This window comes from Candidatus Accumulibacter contiguus (assembly GCF_012940005.1).
Lineage (GTDB): Bacteria > Pseudomonadota > Gammaproteobacteria > Burkholderiales > Rhodocyclaceae > Accumulibacter > Accumulibacter contiguus.
The window spans coordinates 137,511-158,852 of the sequence record NZ_SPMX01000012.1 but is presented as its reverse complement, the minus strand read 5'-3'; the positions used below and the strand labels follow the sequence as shown (position 1 = coordinate 158,852).

The following is a 21,342-nucleotide window of genomic DNA, read 5'->3' as shown; positions in this document are numbered from 1 at the left end:
GCTGCGTTGTTCACCATCACTTATGGACTTATTGGTCGAGGATTTCCAGCAACATGCGGTCCACCCCCGTTTGCCAATCCGGCAGGACCAGGTCAAAGGCGGCCTGCAGCTTGCGCGTGTCGAGACGAGAGTTGCGGGGGCGTGGCGCGGGGAGCGGGTAGGCGCTGCTGGGCACGGCTTCGATGGCTTCCGGAGCGACCCGAATCGCTCGGCCGGCCTGGCGGGCATGTTCGATGACGTGCCGTGCGTAGCCGTGCCAACTGGTTTCGCCGCCGGCCACCAAATGGTAGAGACCGGCGAGGGCAGGACGCTGCTGCACGCTGCGAATGGCGTGTGCGGTGACGTCCGCCAGCAGTTCGGCGCCAGTCGGCGCGCCGATCTGGTCAGCGACGACCTGGAGTTGATCGCGCTCGCTCGCCAAGCGCAGCATGGTCCGAGCAAAGTTGTTGCCGCGCGCGGCAAAGACCCAACTGGTGCGGAAGATCAGATGCCGGTCGCAGCAGGCCACGGCCTGCTCGCCTGCGAGTTTGGTCTTTCCGTAGACCCCGAGCGGGCCGGTCGGGTCGCTTTCCCGCCACGGCGAGTCGCCGCTGCCGTCAAACACGTAGTCGGTCGAGTAATGCACCAGCCAGGCACCGAGGCGCTCGGCTTCCTCGGCCAGAACGCCGGGAGCCAGGGCGTTGATGGTTCTCGCCAGATCGGGTTCCGACTCGGCCTTGTCGACCGCCGTATGAGCGGCAGCGTTGACGATGACGTCGGGAGCGACTGCGCGCACGCAGGCGGCCAGTCCCGCGAGATCGGTGAAACTGCCGCACAGGCTGCCTTCCCCTTCGTAATCGAGGGCGACGATCTGACCAAGCGGCGCCAGGCTGCGCTGCAATTCCCAGCCGACCTGTCCGCGCTTGCCGAAGAGCAGGATCTTCATGGCTGGCGCTCGCCGTAGTTCTTCTCGACCCAATCGCGGTAGGCGCCGGACTGGACATGGCGAACCCAGTCCTGATTTTGCAGATACCACTGCACAGTCTTGCGAATACCGGTGTCGAAGGTTTCGGCCGGTTTCCAGCCCAGTTCCCTTTCGATCTTGCGGGCGTCGATGGCGTAGCGTCGATCGTGGCCTGGCCGATCGGTCACGTAGCGGATCTGTTCGTGGTAGGGCTTGCCGTCGGCGCGCGGACTGATCTCGTCGAGCAGCGCACAGACCGTATGCACAATGTCGAGATTGGTTTTTTCGTTCCAGCCGCCGATATTGTAGGTCTCGCCGGGACGACCGGCATCGAGTACGCGCCGGATGGCACTGCAGTGGTCCTTGACGTACAGCCAGTCGCGAATCTGCTGACCGTCGCCATAGATCGGCAAGGGTTTGCCGGCGAGAGCGTTGACGATGATCAGCGGGATCAGCTTCTCGGGGAAGTGGTAGGGGCCGTAGTTGTTCGAGCAGTTGGTGGTGAGCACCGGCAGGCCATAGGTGTGGTGGTAGGCGCGTACCAGGTGGTCGCTCGCTGCCTTGCTCGCCGAGTAGGGACTGTTGGGTTCGTAGCGATGGGTTTCGCTGAAGGCGGGTTCGTCTCTGGACAAGGAGCCATAGACCTCGTCGGTGGATACCTGCAGGAAGCGGAAGCCCCGTCTGGCCTCGTCGGGCAGGCCGTTCCAGTAAGCGCGCACGGCTTCCAGCAGATGGAAGGTGCCGACGATGTTGGTCTGGATGAAGTCTTCCGGGCCGTGGATCGAGCGGTCGACGTGCGATTCGGCGGCGAAGTTGAGGATCGCGCGCGGCTGGTATTGCGCCAGCAGGCGGTCCGTCAGTTCGCTGTCGCCAATGTCGCCGTGCACGAAGAGGTGCCGCGGGTCATTGGTCAGCGAGGCGAGGTTTTCGCGATTGCCCGCATAGCTCAGCTTGTCGAGGTTGAGCAGCGCCTCGTCGCTCTGTGCCAGCCAGTCGAGAACGAAGTTGGCTCCGATAAAGCCGGCACCGCCAGTAACCAGAATCATGGGGAGAGCCTTTCAAGCAGGGTGGGGGGAATGCGTGTCGCGACCGGCGGGCGGATCATGGCGTAATCCAGGTCAAGGTGGTATCGGCGATCGGACTCATCTGCCGTAGCTGTCTTCCAGACGAACGATGTCATCTTCTCCCAGGTAGCTGCCGGACTGAACCTCGACGATTTCGAGGTCGATCTTGCCGGGGTTTTCCAGGCGATGCACCACGCCGAGCGGAATATAGGTCGACTGGTTTTCGGAGAGCAGCAGCGATTCGTTGCCGCGCGCGATCAGCGCCGTGCCCTTGACGACGACCCAGTGCTCGGCACGATGATGATGCTTCTGCAGACTGAGGCTCGCGCCTGGCTTGACCAGGATGCGCTTGACCTGATAGCGCGGGCCGTTCGCCAACCCCTCGTAGCTACCCCAGGGGCGATGCACGATGTGCCGGAATTCGGTTTCGCAACGTGTCGCGCACTTCAATTCTTCGACCAGCGCCTTGACCTCCTGCGCTTTCGACTTGTCGGCCACCAATACCGCGTCGGGGGTGGCGATCACGATCAGATCCCTGACCCCCACCGTGGCGAGCAATCGTCCTTCGGAGATCAGGACGCAATCGCGGGTGTCGACGCTGTGCACGTCGCCGCGTTGTGTGTTGCTGTTGGCACCGGTCTGGCCGATGGTCGATAGCGCATCCCAGGCACCGATGTCGTTCCAGCCGGCAGAGAGCGGAATGACCACCCCCCGCTCGGTCTTTTCCATGACTGCGTAATCGATCGAGATCGACGGGCTGGCCGCGAAAGCGACCGGGTCGAGGCGGAGAAAATCGAGATCGCGGCGCGCACTCGCCATCGATGTGGCAACGCAGTTGCGGATGGCCGGCGCGAAGCGGTCGAGTGCCTCGAGATAAGTGTCGGCGCGGAACAGGAACATGCCGCTATTCCAGAAGTAGTCGCCCGAATCCAGGTAGGCTTGCGCAGTTTCAGGATCGGGTTTTTCGACGAAACGAGCGAGGGCATAGCCCCCGCTGACTGGATCGCCACGGCGAATATAGCCGTAGCCGGTTTCCGGGCGGTCAGCCAACACACCAAAGGTGACCAGAGCTCCGGCGTTGGCGTGCGGAATCGCCCCCCTGACTGCGTCCTGGAAAGCGGCGACATCGGCAATCACGTGATCCGAGGGAAGCACCAGCAGCAGCGGCGCAGCTTTCTCCCCTTCCTCACCGAGTGCCTGCAGCGCTGCCGCTGCGACCGCAGGCGCGGTATTGCGCGCGGCCGGCTCAAGCAGGATGTCGGCCTGCAGCCCGATCTCCAGGAGTTGTTCGGCGACCAGGAAACGGTGGTTTTCGTTGGCCACGGCAATTGCCCTGCCAAGTCCTGCGAGGCCGTCGAGTCGTCGCAAGGTGTTCTGGAGCAGCGAAAAATCATCCACCAGACGCAGAAACTGCTTGGGATAATGCGTTCGCGAAAGCGGCCACAGACGGGTCCCGGATCCTCCACAAAGGACGACCGGACGAATCATGGGGGAGTTCATTTGCAGCGTCTCCAGAACAGGGCCGACTCGCCGCGAAGGGATGGCAAGAGGCGGCATTATAGCGCTTCAATGGTGCGCCAGCCGTGCAGCAGGCTGGGCATCTCCTATAATGCGCACTTCCCGGCTACCGCCTTCATCACCCTGGCCCAGCGATGCGCATCCTACTGGTAAAGACCTCGTCGCTCGGTGACGTAATTCACAACCTGCCGGTGCTCAGCGATCTGCGTCATGTCTTTCCCGGAGCGCGGATTGACTGGTGTGTCGAGGAGTCCTTTGCCGATATTCCCCGTCTGCATCCGGCGCTCGACCAAGTCATTCCGGTTGCCCTCAGACGTTGGCGCCGGCACCTTGGCCGGCTTGCCACCTGGCGTGAACTGCGCGATTTCCGGCGACTCATCAGCCGCAAGGCGTACGACATCGTGCTCGATACGCAAGGATTGCTGAAGAGCGCGCTGATTGCTCGGCAAGCGCAGGGCAGGCATTGCGGTTATGCCGCCGAAGCCGCGCGTGAACCCCTGGCAGCGCGGTTCTATGACCAGACCTTCGTCATTCCTCGCAATGTGCATGCGGTACAACGCAACCGCTGGCTGGCTGCTGCTGCTTTCGACTACCCGGTCGACCTGCCGCTCGACTACGGGATTTCGGCGCCGACGATCGAAACCGACTGGCTCAGTGCAGATCGTCTGGTGGTTCTGCTGACGGCGACCAGTCGCGACGACAAGCTGTGGGATGAAATGCACTGGTGCGAGCTTGGCCAGGCTCTTGGCGAGCGCGGACTGACGCCGGTCCTGCCGGCCGGCAACGCGGTCGAACGGCAACGTGCCGAACGTATCGCCGCCGCGGTCACGGCTGCAGTGCTGGCGCCACCTCTGAGCCTGCCGCAGGTCGCCGCGCTGATTGCACGGGCCAGCCTGACCATTGGCGTCGATACCGGCCTCGCGCACCTCGCCGCGGCCCTGCGCGTACCGGTCATCGCCCTGTACATCGCGACCGACCCGGCGCTGACCGGAGTCCATGGCAGCGGCATCGTACGCAATCTCGGCGGCGCCGGTGCTCCGCCGTCGGTCAGCGAGGTGCTGACGGTCACCGAGCAGATCCTGCGCCGATGAGCCGTCTGCTGTATTCGCTGCTCTTCTATCTGGCCATGCCGCTGGTCTGGCTGCGCCTGCTCTGGCGAGCGCGCCGGCAGCCCGAGTACCTGCAGCAGCTGGGCGAGCGGCACGGCTTCTACGCCTCGCGTCCACCCCTGCCGCTGCTCTGGCTGCACGCCGTTTCGGTCGGCGAGACACGTGCCGCGGCACCGCTGATCGATTCGCTGCTGCGTGCCTACCCTGGGCACGGTGTGCTGCTGACGCACATGACGCCGACCGGTCGGACGACCGCTCAGGAGTTGCTGGCGCGGCATCCCGGGCGGCTGATGCAGGCCTATCTGCCTTATGACCTGCCTGCTGCCTGCGGGCGCTTTCTCGACCACTTTCAGCCCCAAATCGGCTTGCTGATGGAAACTGAAGTGTGGCCCAACCTGATCGAGGCGGCCAGGCGACGCAAGCTGCCGATGGCTTTGATCAACGCTCGCCTGTCCGCACGTTCGCAGCGCGGCTATGCACGCTTGCCGAGCCTGATCCGGCCAGCCCTGGCATCGTTGAGCGCGATTGCGGCACAGACCGCCGCCGACGCCGAACGCCTGCAGAAGATCGGCGCTCGCCAGGTCAGCGTCTGCGGCAACCTCAAGTTCGATGTAACCCCGGCGCCGGCCATGCTCCGGCAGGGAGCTTGCTGGCGGCAGGCGCTCTCTGCCCGCCCGGTCTGGCTGGCCGCCAGTACACGAGAAGGCGAGGAAGCGCTGATTCTCGAAGCCTTCATGGGAATGAACATTCCCGACTTGCTCTTGCTGCTGGTGCCGCGTCATCCGCAACGTTTTGCCGAGGTCGCCGAACTGATTGGCAAGCGCGGGCTGGCATTCTGCCGCAGAAGTGCGGAAACCTTGCCAGGCCGCGAAATGCAGGTCTGGCTGGGCGACAGCATGGGTGAAATGGCCGCCTTTTACGCGCTCGCTGATCTGACCCTGATGGGGGGTACCTTGCTGCCTTTTGGCGGCCAGAACCTGATCGAGGCGGCTGCCTGCGGCTGCCCGGTCCTGCTTGGCCCGCATCGCTTCAACTTTGCCCAGGCCAGTGCAGATGCCATTGCTTGCGGGGCTGCGCGTGCGGTTTCGAATGCCAGCGAAGCGGCCATTGCGGCAAGAGATCTGCTCCAGCATCCGCAAGCGCTGCTGGCCATGCGTGCTGCCGCGAAAACTTTCAGTCAGACGCACCGCGGAGCGACGGCGCGCACCATGGCATTGATCGAGCGGCTTATGGCGCTTCGAACAGCGAATTGATCCGTTCCAGGTCGCTTTCGGCGAGCGATCCAACCGCAGCCTTCAACCTGAGCTGGCTGATCAGGGTGTCGAAACGAGCTTTGGCCAGATCGCGCCGGGTGACGTAGACCTGATTCTCGGCATTGAGCACGTCGATGTTGATACGTACCCCGACCTCGTAGCCCAGCCGGTTCGACTCCAGTGAGCTGAGACTGGAAACCAGCGCCGCTTCGAGTGCGCGAACTCCGGCGAGGCCATTGACCACGCCGAGATAGGACTGGCGCGCGCCGAGGGCTGCGTTGCGGATTGCATTGTCCAGCGAGGCCCGTTCCCCGTCGCGCCTGGCAATGGCTTCACGGGTTCGCGAGTTGACAGCCCCGCCCTGAAAAATCGGGATATTGAGCTGTAGGCCAATCTGGCCGGTGCTGGTGTCGATCGAGCCGACCCCAAACTGCCCCGGGCCATTGTTCTGCCCGTAGTTGGCGACTACATCGAGCGTCGGATAATGAGCCGCACGGCTGATGTCGACTCCCTTGCTGGCCGCTTCGGCTGCTGCCTGTTGTGCCTGGACGATAAAACTGTCACGTTCTGCCGCCTCTACCCATGGTTCCATGCTTGCCGGTTGCGGTGGTTCCATCACCGCTTGCGGTTTCAGCCGATTCAGTTCCCCCGGATCCTTGCCGACCAGCACGCGTAGCGCATAACGCTTCACTTCCAGGTCATTGTCGGCAGCGATCTCCTGCGCAGTCGCCAGGTCGAAGCGCGATTGCGATTCATAGGTATCGGTGATGGTTGCCGTGCCGACCTCGAAATTCTTCTTCGCCTGTTCGAGTTGCTGAGCGATCGCCGTCTTGTTGGCCTGCACCGCGCGCAGGTTCTCGATCGCGAAGAGCACGTCAAAATACGCCTGGGCGACGCGCAGGATCAGATCCTGTCCGGCCTGCGCAAAGTTGGCCTCGGTCTGCATCAGCAGCAGCTTCGACTGACCGTACTGGACGAAATTCTGCCAGCGGAACAGCGGTTGCGTCAGGTTCACGCCAAAGCTGTTGCTGTTGTACTTGTTCTGGTAGCTTTGCCGGTCGGGTCCGATCGTGACCTTGTAGTTGGTGTCGTTCCAGAAGGTGTTGCCGGTCGCCCCGATGGTCGGCAACAGGCCGGCGAGCGCCTGCGGTAGCTTCTCGCGTCCGGCTTCGGCGGCCGCACGCGCAGCCGCGTACTGGGCGTCGTAGGCGAGGGCATTGCGATAGACCTGCAGCAGGTCGGCTGCCCTTGCGGAAGCAGCCGACAGGAGAGCCACCAGCACGAGGCTGATCCTGCCGGCGCGGAGTTTCAGGGGCATGACACGAACTCACTTTCAGCAGGCGACGGAGTTGTTGCCGCCAACAGCCAGTTGGCCAGTTCGAGCGCAGGGAGGTGCTGCATCGAGCGCCAGGAGGCCGTTAGAAGACGAAGCTCTGGCGCTTCCTGGTGGTCAAGGGCGCGACCACGGTTTCAAAGAAATTGATGGTGTTGAACGCCTTGTCATCGGTGCGAATGATCAACTGAGCTTCCATCACCGGCGCTTCACCGATGAACGCCGTGAGGCGGCCGCCAAGCTTGAGTTGCTGCAGAAATACGTCGGGCAGTTCGGGCAGGGAACCCGAGATGACGATCAGATCGTAGGGGGAGTGGCCGGACCAGCCCTGTGAGGCGTCACCCGTTTCGACGCTGACGTTGGTTACGCCGGCACGCCGCAGGTTACGGCGGGCGGTTTCGGCGAGGACCGGATCGATCTCGACGCTATAGACATACTCGGCCTTTGAAGCGAGAAGAGCGGCCATATGCCCACTGCCGGTACCCACCTCAAGAACGATGTCGGTGTTCCTGACCCCCACTTCCTGGAGAATGCGCGCCTCGATCTTCGGCGGCAGCATCGTCTGGCCGTTGCCAATCGGTAACTCCAGGTCGGCAAACGCCAGTGCCTTGAACGCCTCGGGGACGAAGACTTCACGCTTGACTGCTGCAAGCACTCCCAGTACTTCCGGATCCAGCACCTCCCAAGGGCGGATCTGTTGCTCGATCATGTTGAAGCGAGCCTGTTCCATGTCCATCTTCACCGCAGCCATAACATTCCCCGTCACAATGGTAATATTAGCACGATCTAATATTGACTCTCGATCGCAAGATTATACCTTGATCGCCAAGCCCCCGCCCACTGCGATTCGGCGCAAGGGGTATGCGGGCAGCGTGAGCACGGGCCAAGCGGATGGCACTGGGCGGGTTTTGCCTGTGGATGGGGCCCAGCCTGTCGACCAAAAGAAACGGCGCCCGCAGGCGCCGCTTCAGACGATCCAGGAAAGCTTATGCGCCGAGGCTCTTGACCTGAGCCGAAAGGCGGCTCTTGTGGCGTGCGGCCTTGTTCTTGTGGATGATCTTCTTGTCGGCGATGCGGTCGATCACCGATACCGACTCCTGGTAAATGCTCTGCGCCGCCGCTTTGTCGCCAGCCAGAATGGCCTTTTGCACACGCTTGACGGCGGTCCGCAGGCTGGAGCGCAGGCTGGTGTTGTGGGCGCGTTGCTTGACGGCTTGGCGGGCACGCTTGCGAGCTTGTGCGCTATTGGCCATGGATGTTTTTCCCTATCAAAAACTGGTGCTTGGGTCGAAAGGCGAAAATTATACAGAATGCCAGCTCTGGACGCAAGCGAGATGTTTGGTCGGTGTTGCTTCTTCGGTGAAAAAAACGGGCGCCAGGGCGCCCGTTGATGCTGCGAACAGACTGGAATCAGAAGCTGTGTGTAATGCCGGTACCGAGTGCGTAGTTGCTTTCGCCTGTGGCACCGACGATTCCCGGTATGGCGATTGCTTGACCAGGAAGGAGAACGTTGTTGTTGTTGCTGAAATAGCTGTAGGCTGCATACAAGGAGGTACGCTTCGACAGCGGATAGGTGTACTGGGTTCCGGCACCCCAGCTGACGCCATCCGAGGCATAGTTGCGGTCGGTCGTCAGCCTGCCATAGCTCAGCCCGAGGGTGCCGCGACCGATCGGTGCGGTCAGACCAACGGTCCAGAGGTCGCTGGAATCGATCCCGCCGTACCTGCGCACATTGTTGTTGTTGTCGAGAGCCTGGTAGCTGGCAAAAGCCTTGACGATCTTGAAGTCGTAACTGCCGCCGACGTACCATTCGTTGATGCTCTTGCCGGTACCGGCCAACTGGTATGGAGGGGCAGCGGTCGGGACAACGACATTGGTACGCGATTGCCAGACGGCGTCGAAATTGATCGGACCATTGGCATAGTTGAGGCCAAGACCGTATTTGCCGTTATCCGTGGTACTGACCTGCTTGTCGTTGTAGCCGCCAGAAGCGTCGCGGGTCTCGCCGAAGCTGTAAATGGCACTTGCCTTGAAGCCGGACAGATCGGGACTGGTATAGGTGATGGCGTTGTTGAAACGGGCCGGGCTGTTCGGCGTGATCGTCATGCCATTGATCGCACTGAGGCTCGATTGAATGCCAAAATCGCTCGCGTCGAGTGCGTCGTTGTTGGCGGTCGCGTTAAAACCCGGAGCGTATTGACGACCGAGTGCGACGGTACCATAGTTGCTCGCCAGTCCGACGAACTGCTGGCGGGCGTTCAGACCGCAGGTGCCGATGCCGCAGTTGAGGTCCGGGTCGAGGCCGTACTCGAGGGTAAACACTGCTTTCAGGCCATTGCCCAGCGCTTCTTCGCCCTTGAAGCCGAGGCGATTCCCGGCGCCGACGCCGGTAATACCGCTGAAGGTGTTCGTGCCCGGAATCTTGATTCCGAGACCATTGCGTCCGGCGTTACCTGAACTGTAAGCATAGGCCAAGTCAAGTACGCCGTACATGGTGACGTTGGTCTGCGCGGAAGCAATACCCGATGCCAGACCGGCAACTGCCAGGGCAATCAGTTTCTTTTGCATTTGTGAGTTCTCCTGTAGGTCAAAAAAAATGAAGAAAAAATATTTCTTCACCAGTCGTCTGTATCGATGCGTCTGCGCAGCCAACGGCGAAAGTCGACTCGATTGTGGCAGGCGGCACGGGGGTGGGGCAAGCTTTATGAGTGATCATGAAAAGCCGAGCAGAGAGATTGTTGTATTTTAGTCACGTTGCTGAACGGATCAAGATTCGCAGCCTGGTCAGCACGATTCACGAAAAAAAAAACGGGCGCCGAAGCGCCCGTTTCAGGAAGCAATGGAGCAACGTCAAATTAGAAGGTGTGACGGATGCCCGCCAGGAAGGTATTGTTGTCCTCGCCACGCGAGCCAATCGCGCCGGTCAGGAGGCCACCACCCACCGGGGCTGCGGCAATGCCCTTTTTGTCGTTCGAGGCCCAGACATAACCTGCATAGAAGGTGGTGCGCTTCGACAAGGCGGTCGTCCAGGCCAGGGTGGCAGACTGCGAGTCGCCGGTCAGCGGAACCACAGCCCGATTGTTGCCATCCATCATCAGCTGGGCATAGCCCAGATGAATGTTGCTGGCGGCGAGAACCGGGATGACTGCGCCAACCTGCCAGAGCTGGCTGTCGACCTGGCTGTTGTTGATCAGCCGCGAAGAGTTGCTGACGTTCATGCCCTGCCAGCTACCCATGAGCTTGACCATTTTCAGGTCAAAGCTGGCACCAATGTACCATTCCTGGGTATCAAACGAGTTGATGGCGAGAGTGCCAGACGGCCGGATGTTGTCGCGTGCCTGATAGACCAGGTCGACGTTGAGCGGGCCGTTGGCATAGTTGGCACCGACAGCCCACTTGCTGTTATCCGTTACGCTGACGTTCTTGTCGTTGTAGGTGCCGGCGGCGTCCGTGGTCTCACCGAAGGAGTAGATGGCCTTGGCGCTGAAACCGCCCCAATTCGGGCTGGTGTAGGTCAGAGCGTTGTCCCAGCGAGCGGGGCTGTTCGGGGTGATGGTGTAACCGGCGTTGGCGGAAAGGAAGGATTGCGATTCGACCAGGGCACCACCCATCGGGTCGTTATTGACCGTTGCCTGGTAACCCGGAGAATACTGGCGACCAAGAGCGACGGTACCCCAGGTGGCGCCGGAGAGGCCGACGTACTGCTGGCGGGCGTTGAGGCCGCCGGTGTTGCCGACGCCGCTGTTGTTGTCGATGTTGAGCGAGTACTCGAGCGTGAAGATCGCCTTCAGGCCGTTGCCGAGTGCTTCCTCACCACGAAAACCGAGGCGCGAGCCGCTGAGAATGCCGGAAACGATGCCGCTGAAGGTGTTGGTGCCCGGAACATTTACGCGTACCGGGACGCCGGCGACGTTGCGAATACCATTGCCGGCGTCGCCGGTGCTATACGCATAGCCGGCATCGGCAATACCGTACATGGTGACGTTGGTCTGGGCAAAAGCAGCGCCCGAGGCCAGGCTGGCGACTGCCAGTGCGATGAGTTTCTTTTGCATGGTGAATCTCCTCTAGGTTTGAGATCAATGAAGCTCGCTGCTGCTCCATCAAACTGGACCTCTCGAAAAAGAAACGAGAAGTTGCAGCGATTCTGGCAAACGGCGATGGCCTGAGCAAGTTCCCTGAACGCTTTCCTGGAATGCGGGCCAGAGGTTGTTGGGTTTTTGCAACAGGACTCGCCATTTGTCTTGGGAAAGTGCGCCTCGGCAGCCTGGTTGCTGCGCATGGGCAGTTTGTATTCAGGTCAGGCTTGGGGGCCGGTCGGTCGAACACGATGCAAGCGCGCAGAAGCATTCGTTCCGCTTGCCGTACGGGCTGGACGGCGCTAATAAGATTCAGGTGAACAACTCGGCCAGCGCTTCGCCAGGGTCGACAGCACGCATGAAGGCTTCGCCAACGAGAAAGGCATTGACGCCATGGTCGCGCACCAGTTGCACGTCGCGGGTAGAGAGGATGCCGCTTTCAGTGACGACGATGCGGTCAGCCGGGAGATAGGGCAGAAGTTCAAGGGTGTTTTGCAGGTTGACTTCGAAGCTGCGCAGGTTGCGGTTGTTGATACCGATCAGCAAGGTGCGAAGCTGCAAGGCGAGATCAAGCTCCTGAGCATTATGCACTTCGACGAGCACCGCCATGCCGAGACTGTCGGCGATGGCTTCAAAATCACGCATCGCTGGCAGATCGAGTGCCGCAGCGATGAGCAGGATCGCATCGGCATCCATCGCCCTGGTTTCGTGAACCTGATACGCGTCAATCAGAAAGTCCTTGCGCAACACCGGCAATTCACAGGCGGCACGCGCCGCCTGCAGGTATGCTGGTGCCCCCTGGAAAAACCGACGGTCGGTGAGCACCGATAGACATGCCGCGCCATGTTGTTCATAACTGGCAGCGATCCGGGCGGGGCGAAAATCAGAACGCAGGACGCCTCTGGACGGGCTGGCCTTCTTGATCTCGGCGATCACTGCCGGCTTGCCGGCGGCGATTCGGTTCCGGATTGCGCCAAGAAAATCGCGCGGCACTGGCTGTGCTTCGGCTGCGCTGCGCATCGCGGCGAGCGGGGTTTCGACTTTCGACGTGGCGACTTCGTCACGCTTGACGGCAAGAATCCGCTTGAGGACGTCGCTCATTTGAGCGCCTGGCGCAAACTGGTATACGGGTTCAGGGTCGCGAGATTGTGTGCCTGGCGCACGCCCAGCATGGCGAACACTTCACCCGACAGGTATTCGTGACGCTCTTCCTGAGTCTCTTCCCAGGCGAGATAAGCTGCCGCGTCGAAGTGTCGTTCAAGCTGTGGTCTTGCCATGGCAAATCCTCCCGGCAAGTCCATCAGGCCGCAAAGCGTCGCGTGAATTTCACGAAATCGTCGAGCCGGGCGCGCGCGGCACCCGAGGTGAGCGCTTCGAAAGCCTTATCGACTCCATCCGCCAGCGTCGCGGCCAGGCCACTGACGTAGATGCTGGCGCCGGCGTTGAGGGCGACGATGTCGCGCGCGGCACCAATCCGGTCTTCGAGCGCGGCCAGCAACATGGTTTTGGACTCCTCGACGTTGGCCACGCGCAGAACCCTCGGGTCGTGCACCGGCAGGTTGAACTGCTCGGGGTGGAGCGTGTATTCCTCGACGCGGCCGTTCTTCAGTTCGCCGACCAGGGTTTCGCCGGAGATCGAGATTTCGTCGAGGCCTTCGCGGCCGAAAACGACGAGTGCGTGCGAACTGCCGAGGCGCTGCAAGACACGCACCTGGATGCCGACCAGATCGGGATGAAAGACGCCCAGTACCTGATTGGCCGCGTTGGCCGGGTTGGTCAATGGCCCCAGGATGTTGAACAGCGTGCGCACGCCGAGTTCGCGGCGTACCGGCGCCGCGTGCTTCATGGCACTGTGATGATTGGGAGCAAACATGAAGCCGATGCCGACCTCGTCGACGCTCTGTCCGACCTGTGCCGGTGTGAGGTGGATATTGACACCGAGGGCTTCGAGAACGTCGGCGCTGCCTGACTGCGACGAGACGGATCGCCCACCATGCTTGGCAACGCGTGCCCCGGCCGCGGCTGCAACGAACATCGCAGCGGTCGAGATGTTGAAGGTCTGGGCACCGTCACCACCGGTCCCGCAGGTATCGACCAGGCGGGCGCGGTCACTGACCTGCACCTTGGTCGACAATTCGCGCATGACCTGCGCCGCTGCCGAGATTTCGCCGATCGTTTCCTTTTTGACGCGCAGGCCGACGATGATCGCCGCAATCATCACTGGTGTGACTTCACCGCTCATGATCTGGCGCATCAGGGAAATCATTTCGTCGTGGAAGATTTCGCGGTGTTCGATGACCCGCGCCAGTGCATCCTGGGGCTTCATTTGTACTCCTCGAGGAAGTTCTGCAAGAGATCGTGGCCGCGCTCGGTCAGGATCGATTCCGGATGGAACTGGACTCCCTCGACGGCCAGTGTTTTGTGGCGCAGGCCCATGATCTCGCCGTCGTCCGTCCAGGCGGTGATTTCCAGGCAGGCCGGCAGGGAGTCGCGTTCGACGGCCAGAGAATGATAGCGTGTGCAGGTCAGCGGGCTGGGCAGGCCACGAAAGACACCCTGGTCCGTGTGCTTGACCGGCGATACCTTGCCATGCATCAACTTGCGGGCGTGCACGACGCGGCCACCGAAAGCCTCACCGATTGCCTGATGGCCAAGGCATACCCCGAGCAGGGGAATCCTGCCCGCAAATTCGCGAATCGCCGCCAGAGAAATGCCGGCTTGTGCCGGTGCGCACGGGCCGGGAGAGATCACCAGCAAGGCCGGCTTCAGGCGCGTGATCTCGGCAATCGAGATGGCATCGTTACGGAAGACTCTGACATCCTGTCCGAGCTCGCCAAAATACTGGACGAGATTGTAGGTGAATGAGTCATAGTTATCGATCATCAGCAGCATGTTTGGAGCGATCTCCCTGATTGATTCGCCCCGATCACCGATCCGTGGAGATTCCATCCAGCCACTGGTCTGTCATCCGCTGCGGGCGGTTGGCGCCGATACGCCCTTACATATGGCATTGTCGCATACAATCGAGTTAACTCGGAGAGGTGGCTCTCTGGGCTTGGGGATGGTCATGCGGCCGGGCAGAGCCGCCTATTTTGAGCCATTCCCGGCACTTGGCGAGAACGGGTTTTTCAATCCACTTGTGAATGATGATGCCGCAGGCAATCGAAATGGCCATGATCACGGCCAGCAGCAGGAGCGCCTTGGCCTGCGTCTTCTCGCCCGCAGGTACCCAGTCGAGCGAACGGAGCCCGTTGGATACGCGTTTCTGGAAAAAGAAATGTACCAGGTAGATCGAGTACGAGGCGTCGCCGATCAACAGGAGCCAGCGCTGTCTTTTCCACAAGCCTTCGAGTCTTGCCGAGACCGAAGCGAGCAGGAGCAGCGCGCTGCCTGTTCCGAAACCCAGGGTCAAGGTCAGATTGTCCCAGACGGGCAGTTTTGGATCGTCGAGCAGAATGTACCAACAGGCGGTGCCGACGAAAACCAGCGTGCCGGCGACGAGACTGACGATGCCGATCCAGTCGCGACTGTTCTTGCTTAGCTGCTTGCGCAGCGCCATCACCGTGGCCGAGGTGAGCAGGCCGAGCATGAACAGGGTATTGATCAGGTTGAGGCCGATCAGGTTGGCGAAGTGGTAGTGATCATTGAGCGCGACCAGCACGAACCAGGTGGCGAAGACCAGCATCCCCAGCGACCTCTTGAGGATGAAGGTGATGAAAATGCCGTAGAACACCATCTCGTAAGCCAGCGTCCAGGCGACTGCGACGAGCAAGGATTTGCTGGACGTGAATAACAGGGCGTTCAGGAAAAAGTCGCCGACCTCCATGCGGTTGGCGAACACCTTCCAGCCGCCCGAGACGATGAACACGATCCAGTACAGCGGATAAATGCGCACCAGCCGCTTGAGAAGGTAATCCGGAACCCTGTAGAAATTGTCCACGTCGTGGCGGTGCGCATGGTAGATGATCAGGCCGCTGATCACGAAGAACATGTGCACGCCGGAAAACCCGAAATTGCTCAGGGTAAGCAGCGGCTTTTCACCGTACCAGGAACCAATCAAGGCCGCTCCGTGGTAGACGGCCACCAGCAGGCAGGCCAGACCTCGGCAGATCTGGGGAGTGTACAGGGTGGCCTCAGGCCTTTCGATCCTTGGGGGTGCGCTCGTACTCATCGTCCTCGGCCGGGAAACACTCGCCCAAAGGGCGGATTGTCGCACATCACATGCCCAAGCAGGCCTGCCGGCCCACCGCTGCTAGCATAAGGCAAAGGTCTCCTGATGGAAGCGCACTCTGCCGCGCCAGATCTCGCGCAGGCCGTCCTGCAGCGACTCGGCGAGCGTCTGAATCGATGCCGGGGCGTTACGAGAGATCTGCCCTACTGTCGTCACCCGACTCCGCTACCGATCTTGCTCCTGCCCAACGACTAAACCATCGCCAACCTGTTTCCCTCCACCGCCACCAAGGCCTTCGCCTGATGAAAGCTGCTTGCCCGACCGCAGGCATAAAGACAGCAGGCAAGCTGGTTGGCGATCGGTAGTGGCAGCGAGACTTCGCCGGCGAGGACGCGGCGCATCCAGGCGACGGTGGCTTTGGCGTCGCAGTGCTCGGGGAGTTGCGGCAGGTTTCTGAGGCTGTCGTGTTCGGCTTCGAAGAGGATGTCGATCACGCCGTCATGGAGGTGCTCGATCAGCGGGCGGCGCTTGGGATTGGCGAAGGGTTCGCCCTCGGTGCCGCGCAGCAGGAGCGCGTTGGCGCCGGTGCCGGTGAGCAGCGCGCGCATGCTGCCGAGGTAATCGGGGTGCGTCGCCGCGGCGAGCAGCAGGGAATCGCCCTGAAAAGGATCAATCATCTTGACCAGGCTGTGCGCGCTGTTGCGCAGGCCGAGACGGATGCGCAGTGCAAGCTGGCGGTCGAGGCCGGGAGAGAGCAGCGGCAGCGGCAGGTAGGCGACGCGGCGTTGATCGATCAGGTACTGCGCCTCCTGCACGCTGCCGCACGCCAGCAGACCGTACTCGCTGAACACCTGCTCGCTGGTGACCCGCCCGTAATCGTCGCGCACGCCGTGCAGCAGCACCGGAACGCCGAAGCGTTGCAGCAACAGCGCCAGCAATGGCGTCAGATTGGCGTTGCGGCGCGCGCCGTTGTAGGTCGGAATGACCACCGGGCGGATCTTTCCGCAGGGAGGGCGTCGCAGGGTCGGTAGGCGCGCGTTCGCGGCGGCGAGAAAACCGCCCATTTCATCGACCGTCTCGGTCTTCATGCGCAGCGCGATGGCGATCGCCCCGAGTTCGACATCCGGGACCTCGCCATCGAGCATCGCGCCGTAGAGCTGCTGCGCGTCGCCGCGTGACAGGTCGCGCGATCCTGTCGCGCCACGTCCGATTTCCCTGATGATCAACGCGAAATCCATACCCCCTCCCGCTGTGTTCACAGCACGGCTGCATCGCTGGCGTGCTGTGCCTGGTCAGAAATCATCTGCCGAAGTTCCGGCAGACATGAACCGCAGAAGGTACCGCATTTCCGCTGCTCCTGTAGCACGGCGAGCGTCGCGCCACTAGCGATGTCGGTCGCGATCTGCGCGGCGGTGACGTCGGCGCATTTGCAGACGACGCGACTGCGTACCGGCAGTTTTCCGGGGCGCTTGCCGATCGGCGCGACGGCCCAGCGGATCAGCTCGGCGTCGAGCGTGTCGTCGGCCATCACCTCCTTGAGCCACACCTCTGCCTGTGTCTCGCCGGCGAGACGAACACCGATCAGCTTGCCCTCCGGTGCCAGCGCGCGCTTGCTGATCTGGCGGCGTTGGTCTACATAAACGATCGCTGCCGCTTCGTCGCCGAGACCGAACAGGCTGTCGATTTCCTGCAGGCGACTTTCCGGCAGCGCCTGCGGGTGCGCTGCACGGAAGATCACCAGCGGCTCGTCGCGACCGTAGAGTCCGACGCTGGCAAAAGCGAACTCGCCGAGCAGCGTCCGCGCCCTGGCGAGCAGGGCGAGCGCGGCCAGCTCGCCAACCCCGGCCTTGCGCAGGATTACCAGTTGCCACGGCAGTTCGGCCTTGTTGACCGCGACCGCGGCGTGCTTGAGTTCGGGTTGATGCGAGTAGGGATCGCGTGCCGAGGTGGTCAGTGCATTGACGCCGGCGCTGTTCATGAACTGGCTGCCCCAGTGCATCGGCAGCCAGGCGCTGCCTCGAGTCAGACCGGCATCCGACTTGACGCGTATGACGATGTCGCCGCGCGCACTGTCCACCTGCGCCAGATCGCCGGCGACCAGGCCGCGTTGCTGCAGGTCGTCCGGGTGCATCGACAGCAGCGGCTCGTCGTCGAGGTTGAACAGCCGCGCGACGCTGCCGGTACGGCTCATGCCGTGCCACTGGTCACGCAGACGGCCGGAGAGCAGGCTGAGCGGGCGCGCTGCGTCGGTGCTTTCGGCCGTCGGCTGGTGCTCGACCTGGACGAAACGCGCACGCCCGCCGGGGGTCGCAAAGACACCGTCTTCGTACAGGCGCTGGCGTCCGTGGCTGGCACCCTCGGGCATGGGCCACTGCTGCGGGCCGGCTGCGTCGAGCAGCGCATAGCTCAGGCCGGTGATGTCGAGATCGCGTCCGCGCGTACTCTCGCGATGCTCGTTGAAGATCGCTTCGGCGTTGGTGTAGGGAAACAATTTGCCGGTCAGCGGCTGATCGAGGCGGGCGCCGAGACGACGCGCGAAATCGACGGCGATCTGCCAATCGTGGCGGGCCTCGCCGGGCGGGGCAAGCGCCGGGGTCAGGTGCGTGATGCAACGCTCGGAATTGGTGACCGTTCCCTCCTTTTCCCCCCAGGTAGTAGCCGGTAGCAGCAGGTCGGCATAGGCGGCGGTGTCGGTGTTGGCGTAGGCTTCCTGCAGCACGACGAAATCGGCGGCCTGCAGCGCAGCGCGTACTTCGGCCTGGTCGGGCAGCGATTGCGCAGGATTGGTGCAGGCGATCCAGACCGCTTTGACCACCCCGCGCTTGAGCCCCGCAAAGAGTTCGATGGCGGTTCTGCCGGGCGCTGCGGGTACCGACGGGACACCCCACAGGCTCGCCACTTCATCCCGGTGTTTGGAGTTGGCGAGGTCGCGGTGTGCTGAAAGCAGGTTGGCCAGGCCACCGACTTCACGGCCGCCCATGGCGTTCGGCTGCCCGGTCAGCGAGAAAGGACCGGCGCCGGGGCGACCGATCTGGCCGGTCGCCAGATGCAGGTGGATCAGCGCTGCGTTGTTGTGCGTGCCGTGCGACGACTGGTTGAGTCCCTGGCAGTACAGCGACAGCGCCGCGCCGGCAGTACCGAACCAGCGTGCCGCCTGGATGATGTCGGTTTCGGCGAGGCCGCAGATCTCGGCCACCGCCGCTGGCGGGTAGGCGGCAACGATTGCTTCGAGTTCGTCGAAGCCCTCGGTATGCAGCGCGATGTAGTCGCGATCGACGAGTTGTTCGCCGAGCAGGACGTTGAGCAGGCCATTGTAAAGCGCAATGTCGGTGCCGGGCTTGATCGCCAGGTGCAGATCGGCAAGCGCGGCGGTTTCGCTGCGGCGCGGATCGATGACGATGATCCGCAGCTCCGGATGGGCTGCGCGCGCATCCTCAATGCGACGAAAAACGATCGGATGCGCGACCGCCGGGTTGGCGCCGGCAATCAGCAGGCAGTCGGCCAGGGCGATGTCCTCGTAACAGCACGGTGGTGCATCGGCGCCGAGTGTCTGCTTGTAACCGGCCACCGCCGAGGACATGCACAGGCGCGAGTTGGTGTCGATGTTGTTGGTGCCGATCAGCCCCTTGGCGAGCTTGTTGAAGACGTAATAGTCCTCGGTGAGCAACTGCCCGGAGACGTAGAAGGCGACGCTGTCCGGCCCATGCGCGCGAATGATCTCGGCAAAGCGGCCGGCAGCATGATCGAGCGCCGCTTCCCAGCCGACACGCTGGCGCGGCTGACTGCGATCCAGGCGCAGTTCCGGATGCAGCAGGCGATAGTCCGGCCGCGCCGTCAGGTGCAGCGTCGCGCCCTTGCTGCACAGACGGCCGAGGTTGGCGGGGTGCTCGGGGTCGCCGCGCACCCCGACGATCTGCCCGTCTGCGGATTCAATCAGCAGCCCGCAACCGACGCCGCAGTAACAACAGGTGGATTTGATTTGCTGGTTCATGACTATTGCTCCTGATTGTGCATAGCAATAGGTGTGCCACCATGATAAATCATGGAGATGGCGTGTCTGACCGGCATTTTGCCGGCAATTGCGCCTCGTCATGGTGCGCTGCGGGGCGCTGCTGCCTCAATGCGGGGCATTTTGACCGCTCGTCAGCAATTGCCGACACTGCTGCAGGGAGCCTGGCGCTCGGCCGGCGAACCGGATGATCCCTTCCTGCCGCCCGGCTACCTGTAGACCAGGGCATGTTTCGAGGTCGGCGCTGCGGTCCGTGCTGCCGTGTCAACGCGCAGCAGTACGTCGTCCAGGATGCTGAGGTCCTGGCGTCGAACTGGCCGATAGTGGCGTCCTGGTCTCTGGCGCGCCACTGCCAATTGGCGGCCAGAGAAGCTTACCGGTGCAGCGGCAGTCTCTGGGATGCCTTGATGGCGGCCGGGACGCTGCTCGTCGAGCCGGGCTTGTCGCCCATCGAGAGCTGGAGCAGTTTTCCTGCAAGGGAGCTACAGTTCTACCCTCAAGAATCGGCCGGATGTGCCGTGAAACCATATACGGGGTAACCAATCATAGGAGTAGAGATCATGAACGTAACCGGAATCGCCGCTGCGGCGACTGAAATGAGTCAGGCCAGAACTGCAGAGGCGGTGCAGATGGCGGTACTGAAAAAGGCCATCGACGTACAGGAGAAAGGCGCGCTGCAACTGCTTGAAGCGGCTTCGCCGGTGGCCAGCAATCCGCCGAATCTGGGCAATCGAGTCGATATCTCGGCTTAGGTCGTAGCAGCGCCCGCTGTCGGTGGTCCCGGATCAAGCGTCCTCGCCGGATGGGCGTGCGGCGCTTGCGACCAGCGCGGCGATCGCCTTGCCGACGTCGACGGTACTCGCCTTGCCGCCCATGTCCGGCGTGCGCGTCCCCTCGGCAAGGACCGTTTCGATTGCCGCCATGACCGCTGCCGCCGCTGCGCTGTAGCCCAGATGTTCGAGCATCATCGCGCCGCACCAGATCTGGCCGACCGGGTTGGCAATGCCCTGGCCGTAGATGTCCGGTGCTGAGCCATGCACCGGTTCGAACAACGAGGGATGCCGGCGCTCGGGATTGAGGTTGGCCGATGGCGCGATGCCGATGGTGCCGGTGCAGGCGGGACCGAGGTCCGAGAGGATGTCGCCGAACAGGTTCGAGGCGACGACCACGTCGAACCAGTCGGGGTGGCGAACGAAGTGCGCAGTGAGAATGTCGATGTGGTACTTGTCGCTGCGGATGTCGGGATACTGCGCGGCCATCGCCGCGAAGCGCTCGTCCCAGTAGGGCATCGAGATCGCGATGCCGTTCGACTTGGTCGCCGAGGTGACATGTTGCTTTGCTCGCTGCCGCGCGAGTTCGAAGGCGAATTTGAGGATCCGGTCGACGCCGCGGCGGGTGAAGATACTTTCCTGGACGACCGTCTCGTTCTCGCTGCCCTCGAAAATGCGGCCGCCGATGCTCGAATACTCACCCTCGGTGTTTTCGCGGACGACGTAGAAATCGATGTCACCGACCTCGCGGCCAGCGAGCGGCGTCGGGATGCCCGGCATCAGGCGCACCGGGCGCAGGTTGGCGTACTGGTCGAACTCGCGCCGGAACTTGAGCAGCGAACCCCATAGCGACACGTGGTCGGGTACCTTCTCCGGCCAGCCGACGGCGCCGAAGAATATCGCAGCGTGCTGGCCGATCCGCTCCTTCCAGTCATCGGGCAGCATGCGGCCGTGCTTGAGGTAGTAGTCGCAGCTCCAGTCGAACTCGTCCCACTGGATTTTCCAGACAATCCCGACAATCCAGATCGCCGACGGCCTTGATCACTCGCCAGCCAAGCCCCAGAATCTCTGCCCGGCAAGGCGCTTTCCGCCCTAG

Annotated in this window: 18 protein-coding genes and 1 pseudogene; 3 read left to right on the top strand and 16 right to left on the bottom strand. The window is 62.4% G+C overall.

Translation table 11 applies throughout. The features are described 5' to 3' along the window. Positions 1–28: 28 nt before the first annotated feature. The 3 genes from rfbD to E4Q08_RS06180 form a co-directional block, all read right to left on the bottom strand. The gene (gene rfbD, locus E4Q08_RS06190) at positions 29–925 is read right to left on the bottom strand and encodes a dTDP-4-dehydrorhamnose reductase (protein WP_034908804.1); all 897 of its coding nucleotides are present in this window, start codon (positions 923–925) and stop codon (positions 29–31) included. Further along, a complete protein-coding gene (gene rfbB, locus E4Q08_RS06185; RefSeq protein ID WP_034908802.1) occupies positions 922–1,989 on the bottom strand; it encodes a dTDP-glucose 4,6-dehydratase in 1,068 nt (355 codons plus the stop codon). Before rfbB ends, rfbD begins: the two co-directional genes overlap by 4 nt. A gap of 96 nt (positions 1,990–2,085) precedes the next feature. After that, entirely contained in the window at positions 2,086–3,507 is a 1,422-nt protein-coding gene (locus E4Q08_RS06180; RefSeq protein ID WP_169069726.1) for a mannose-1-phosphate guanylyltransferase/mannose-6-phosphate isomerase, read from the bottom strand. 152 nt (positions 3,508–3,659) lie between these two features. On the opposite strand from E4Q08_RS06180, the gene waaC reads away from it, so the two are divergent. Then, positions 3,660–4,616: a lipopolysaccharide heptosyltransferase I gene (gene waaC, locus E4Q08_RS06175; RefSeq protein ID WP_169069725.1), complete on the top strand. Its 957-nt coding sequence runs from the start codon at positions 3,660–3,662 to the stop codon at positions 4,614–4,616. After that, positions 4,613–5,887: a lipid IV(A) 3-deoxy-D-manno-octulosonic acid transferase gene (gene waaA, locus E4Q08_RS06170; protein ID WP_169069724.1), complete on the top strand. Its 1,275-nt coding sequence runs from the start codon at positions 4,613–4,615 to the stop codon at positions 5,885–5,887. Before waaC ends, waaA begins: the two co-directional genes overlap by 4 nt. Here the strand turns inward: waaA and E4Q08_RS06165 are convergent. The 12 genes from E4Q08_RS06165 to E4Q08_RS06110 form a co-directional block, all read right to left on the bottom strand. Continuing rightward, entirely contained in the window at positions 5,862–7,205 is a 1,344-nt protein-coding gene (locus E4Q08_RS06165) for a TolC family outer membrane protein (RefSeq protein ID WP_169069723.1), read from the bottom strand. The genes waaA and E4Q08_RS06165 overlap by 26 nt on opposite strands. 100 nt (positions 7,206–7,305) lie before the next feature. After that, positions 7,306–7,956 carry a protein-L-isoaspartate O-methyltransferase family protein gene (locus E4Q08_RS06160; RefSeq protein ID WP_169069746.1) on the bottom strand — a complete coding sequence of 217 codons (651 nt, stop codon included), beginning with the start codon at positions 7,954–7,956 and terminating at the stop codon, positions 7,306–7,308. Between the two features lie 250 nt (positions 7,957–8,206). Further along, the gene (rpsT, locus tag E4Q08_RS06155) at positions 8,207–8,473 is read right to left on the bottom strand and encodes a 30S ribosomal protein S20 (RefSeq protein ID WP_169069722.1); all 267 of its coding nucleotides are present in this window, start codon (positions 8,471–8,473) and stop codon (positions 8,207–8,209) included. Between the two features lie 157 nt (positions 8,474–8,630). Continuing rightward, positions 8,631–9,788, bottom strand: a complete 1,158-nt coding sequence (locus tag E4Q08_RS06150; RefSeq protein ID WP_169069721.1) for a porin — start codon at positions 9,786–9,788, stop codon at positions 8,631–8,633. Between the two features lie 287 nt (positions 9,789–10,075). Beyond that, the gene (locus E4Q08_RS06145; protein ID WP_169069720.1) at positions 10,076–11,272 is read right to left on the bottom strand and encodes a porin; all 1,197 of its coding nucleotides are present in this window, start codon (positions 11,270–11,272) and stop codon (positions 10,076–10,078) included. Between the two features lie 336 nt (positions 11,273–11,608). Further along, positions 11,609–12,397 carry an indole-3-glycerol phosphate synthase TrpC gene (gene trpC / locus E4Q08_RS06140; RefSeq protein WP_169069719.1) on the bottom strand — a complete coding sequence of 263 codons (789 nt, stop codon included), beginning with the start codon at positions 12,395–12,397 and terminating at the stop codon, positions 11,609–11,611. After that, a complete protein-coding gene (locus tag E4Q08_RS24455; protein ID WP_034920260.1) occupies positions 12,394–12,573 on the bottom strand; it encodes a PDDEXK family nuclease in 180 nt (59 codons plus the stop codon). Before E4Q08_RS24455 ends, trpC begins: the two co-directional genes overlap by 4 nt. A gap of 23 nt (positions 12,574–12,596) precedes the next feature. Beyond that, positions 12,597–13,622, bottom strand: coding sequence for an anthranilate phosphoribosyltransferase (gene trpD, locus E4Q08_RS06130; protein ID WP_169069718.1), 1,026 nt, complete (start codon positions 13,620–13,622; stop codon positions 12,597–12,599). Then, positions 13,619–14,188 (bottom strand): aminodeoxychorismate/anthranilate synthase component II, encoded by a 570-nt coding sequence (locus E4Q08_RS06125; RefSeq protein ID WP_169069717.1) that lies wholly within the window; start codon positions 14,186–14,188, stop codon positions 13,619–13,621. Before E4Q08_RS06125 ends, trpD begins: the two co-directional genes overlap by 4 nt. A 136-nt stretch (positions 14,189–14,324) precedes the next feature. Further along, complete coding sequence (locus E4Q08_RS06120; RefSeq protein WP_169069716.1) at positions 14,325–15,467, bottom strand: acyltransferase family protein; 1,143 nt, start codon at positions 15,465–15,467, stop codon at positions 14,325–14,327. Between the two features lie 251 nt (positions 15,468–15,718). Further along, the gene (ybiB, locus tag E4Q08_RS06115; RefSeq protein WP_169069715.1) at positions 15,719–16,705 is read right to left on the bottom strand and encodes a DNA-binding protein YbiB; all 987 of its coding nucleotides are present in this window, start codon (positions 16,703–16,705) and stop codon (positions 15,719–15,721) included. Between the two features lie 17 nt (positions 16,706–16,722). Beyond that, a complete protein-coding gene (locus E4Q08_RS06110; protein WP_169069714.1) occupies positions 16,723–19,458 on the bottom strand; it encodes a nitrate reductase in 2,736 nt (911 codons plus the stop codon). A 578-nt stretch (positions 19,459–20,036) separates the two neighbouring features. On the opposite strand from E4Q08_RS06110, the gene E4Q08_RS06105 reads away from it, so the two are divergent. Then, complete coding sequence (locus E4Q08_RS06105) at positions 20,037–20,228, top strand: YjfB family protein (protein WP_034918016.1); 192 nt, start codon at positions 20,037–20,039, stop codon at positions 20,226–20,228. Between the two features lie 33 nt (positions 20,229–20,261). On the opposite strand, the pseudogene E4Q08_RS06100 reads toward E4Q08_RS06105, so the two are convergent. After that, a pseudogene (locus E4Q08_RS06100) lies at positions 20,262–21,242 on the bottom strand (tartrate dehydrogenase); the annotation flags it as partial. Positions 21,243–21,342: the final 100 nt, after the last annotated feature.

Bases quoted from the DNA above. Each gene is read 5' to 3' on its own strand.
- rfbD (WP_034908804.1), bottom strand. From the start codon at position 925: ATGAAGATCCTGCTCTTCGGCAAGCGCGGACAGGTCGGCTGGGAATTG.
- rfbB (WP_034908802.1), bottom strand. From the start codon at position 1,989: ATGATTCTGGTTACTGGCGGTGCCGGCTTTATCGGAGCCAACTTCGTT.
- E4Q08_RS06180 (WP_169069726.1), bottom strand. From the start codon at position 3,507: ATGAACTCCCCCATGATTCGTCCGGTCGTCCTTTGTGGAGGATCCGGG.
- waaC (WP_169069725.1), top strand. From the start codon at position 3,660: ATGCGCATCCTACTGGTAAAGACCTCGTCGCTCGGTGACGTAATTCAC.
- waaA (WP_169069724.1), top strand. From the start codon at position 4,613: ATGAGCCGTCTGCTGTATTCGCTGCTCTTCTATCTGGCCATGCCGCTG.
- E4Q08_RS06165 (WP_169069723.1), bottom strand. From the start codon at position 7,205: ATGCCCCTGAAACTCCGCGCCGGCAGGATCAGCCTCGTGCTGGTGGCT.
- E4Q08_RS06160 (WP_169069746.1), bottom strand. From the start codon at position 7,956: ATGGACATGGAACAGGCTCGCTTCAACATGATCGAGCAACAGATCCGC.
- rpsT (WP_169069722.1), bottom strand. From the start codon at position 8,473: ATGGCCAATAGCGCACAAGCTCGCAAGCGTGCCCGCCAAGCCGTCAAG.
- E4Q08_RS06150 (WP_169069721.1), bottom strand. From the start codon at position 9,788: ATGCAAAAGAAACTGATTGCCCTGGCAGTTGCCGGTCTGGCATCGGGT.
- E4Q08_RS06145 (WP_169069720.1), bottom strand. From the start codon at position 11,272: ATGCAAAAGAAACTCATCGCACTGGCAGTCGCCAGCCTGGCCTCGGGC.
- trpC (WP_169069719.1), bottom strand. From the start codon at position 12,397: ATGAGCGACGTCCTCAAGCGGATTCTTGCCGTCAAGCGTGACGAAGTC.
- E4Q08_RS24455 (WP_034920260.1), bottom strand. From the start codon at position 12,573: ATGGCAAGACCACAGCTTGAACGACACTTCGACGCGGCAGCTTATCTC.
- trpD (WP_169069718.1), bottom strand. From the start codon at position 13,622: ATGAAGCCCCAGGATGCACTGGCGCGGGTCATCGAACACCGCGAAATC.
- E4Q08_RS06125 (WP_169069717.1), bottom strand. From the start codon at position 14,188: ATGCTGCTGATGATCGATAACTATGACTCATTCACCTACAATCTCGTC.
- E4Q08_RS06120 (WP_169069716.1), bottom strand. From the start codon at position 15,467: ATGAGTACGAGCGCACCCCCAAGGATCGAAAGGCCTGAGGCCACCCTG.
- ybiB (WP_169069715.1), bottom strand. From the start codon at position 16,705: ATGGATTTCGCGTTGATCATCAGGGAAATCGGACGTGGCGCGACAGGA.
- E4Q08_RS06110 (WP_169069714.1), bottom strand. From the start codon at position 19,458: ATGAACCAGCAAATCAAATCCACCTGTTGTTACTGCGGCGTCGGTTGC.
- E4Q08_RS06105 (WP_034918016.1), top strand. From the start codon at position 20,037: ATGAACGTAACCGGAATCGCCGCTGCGGCGACTGAAATGAGTCAGGCC.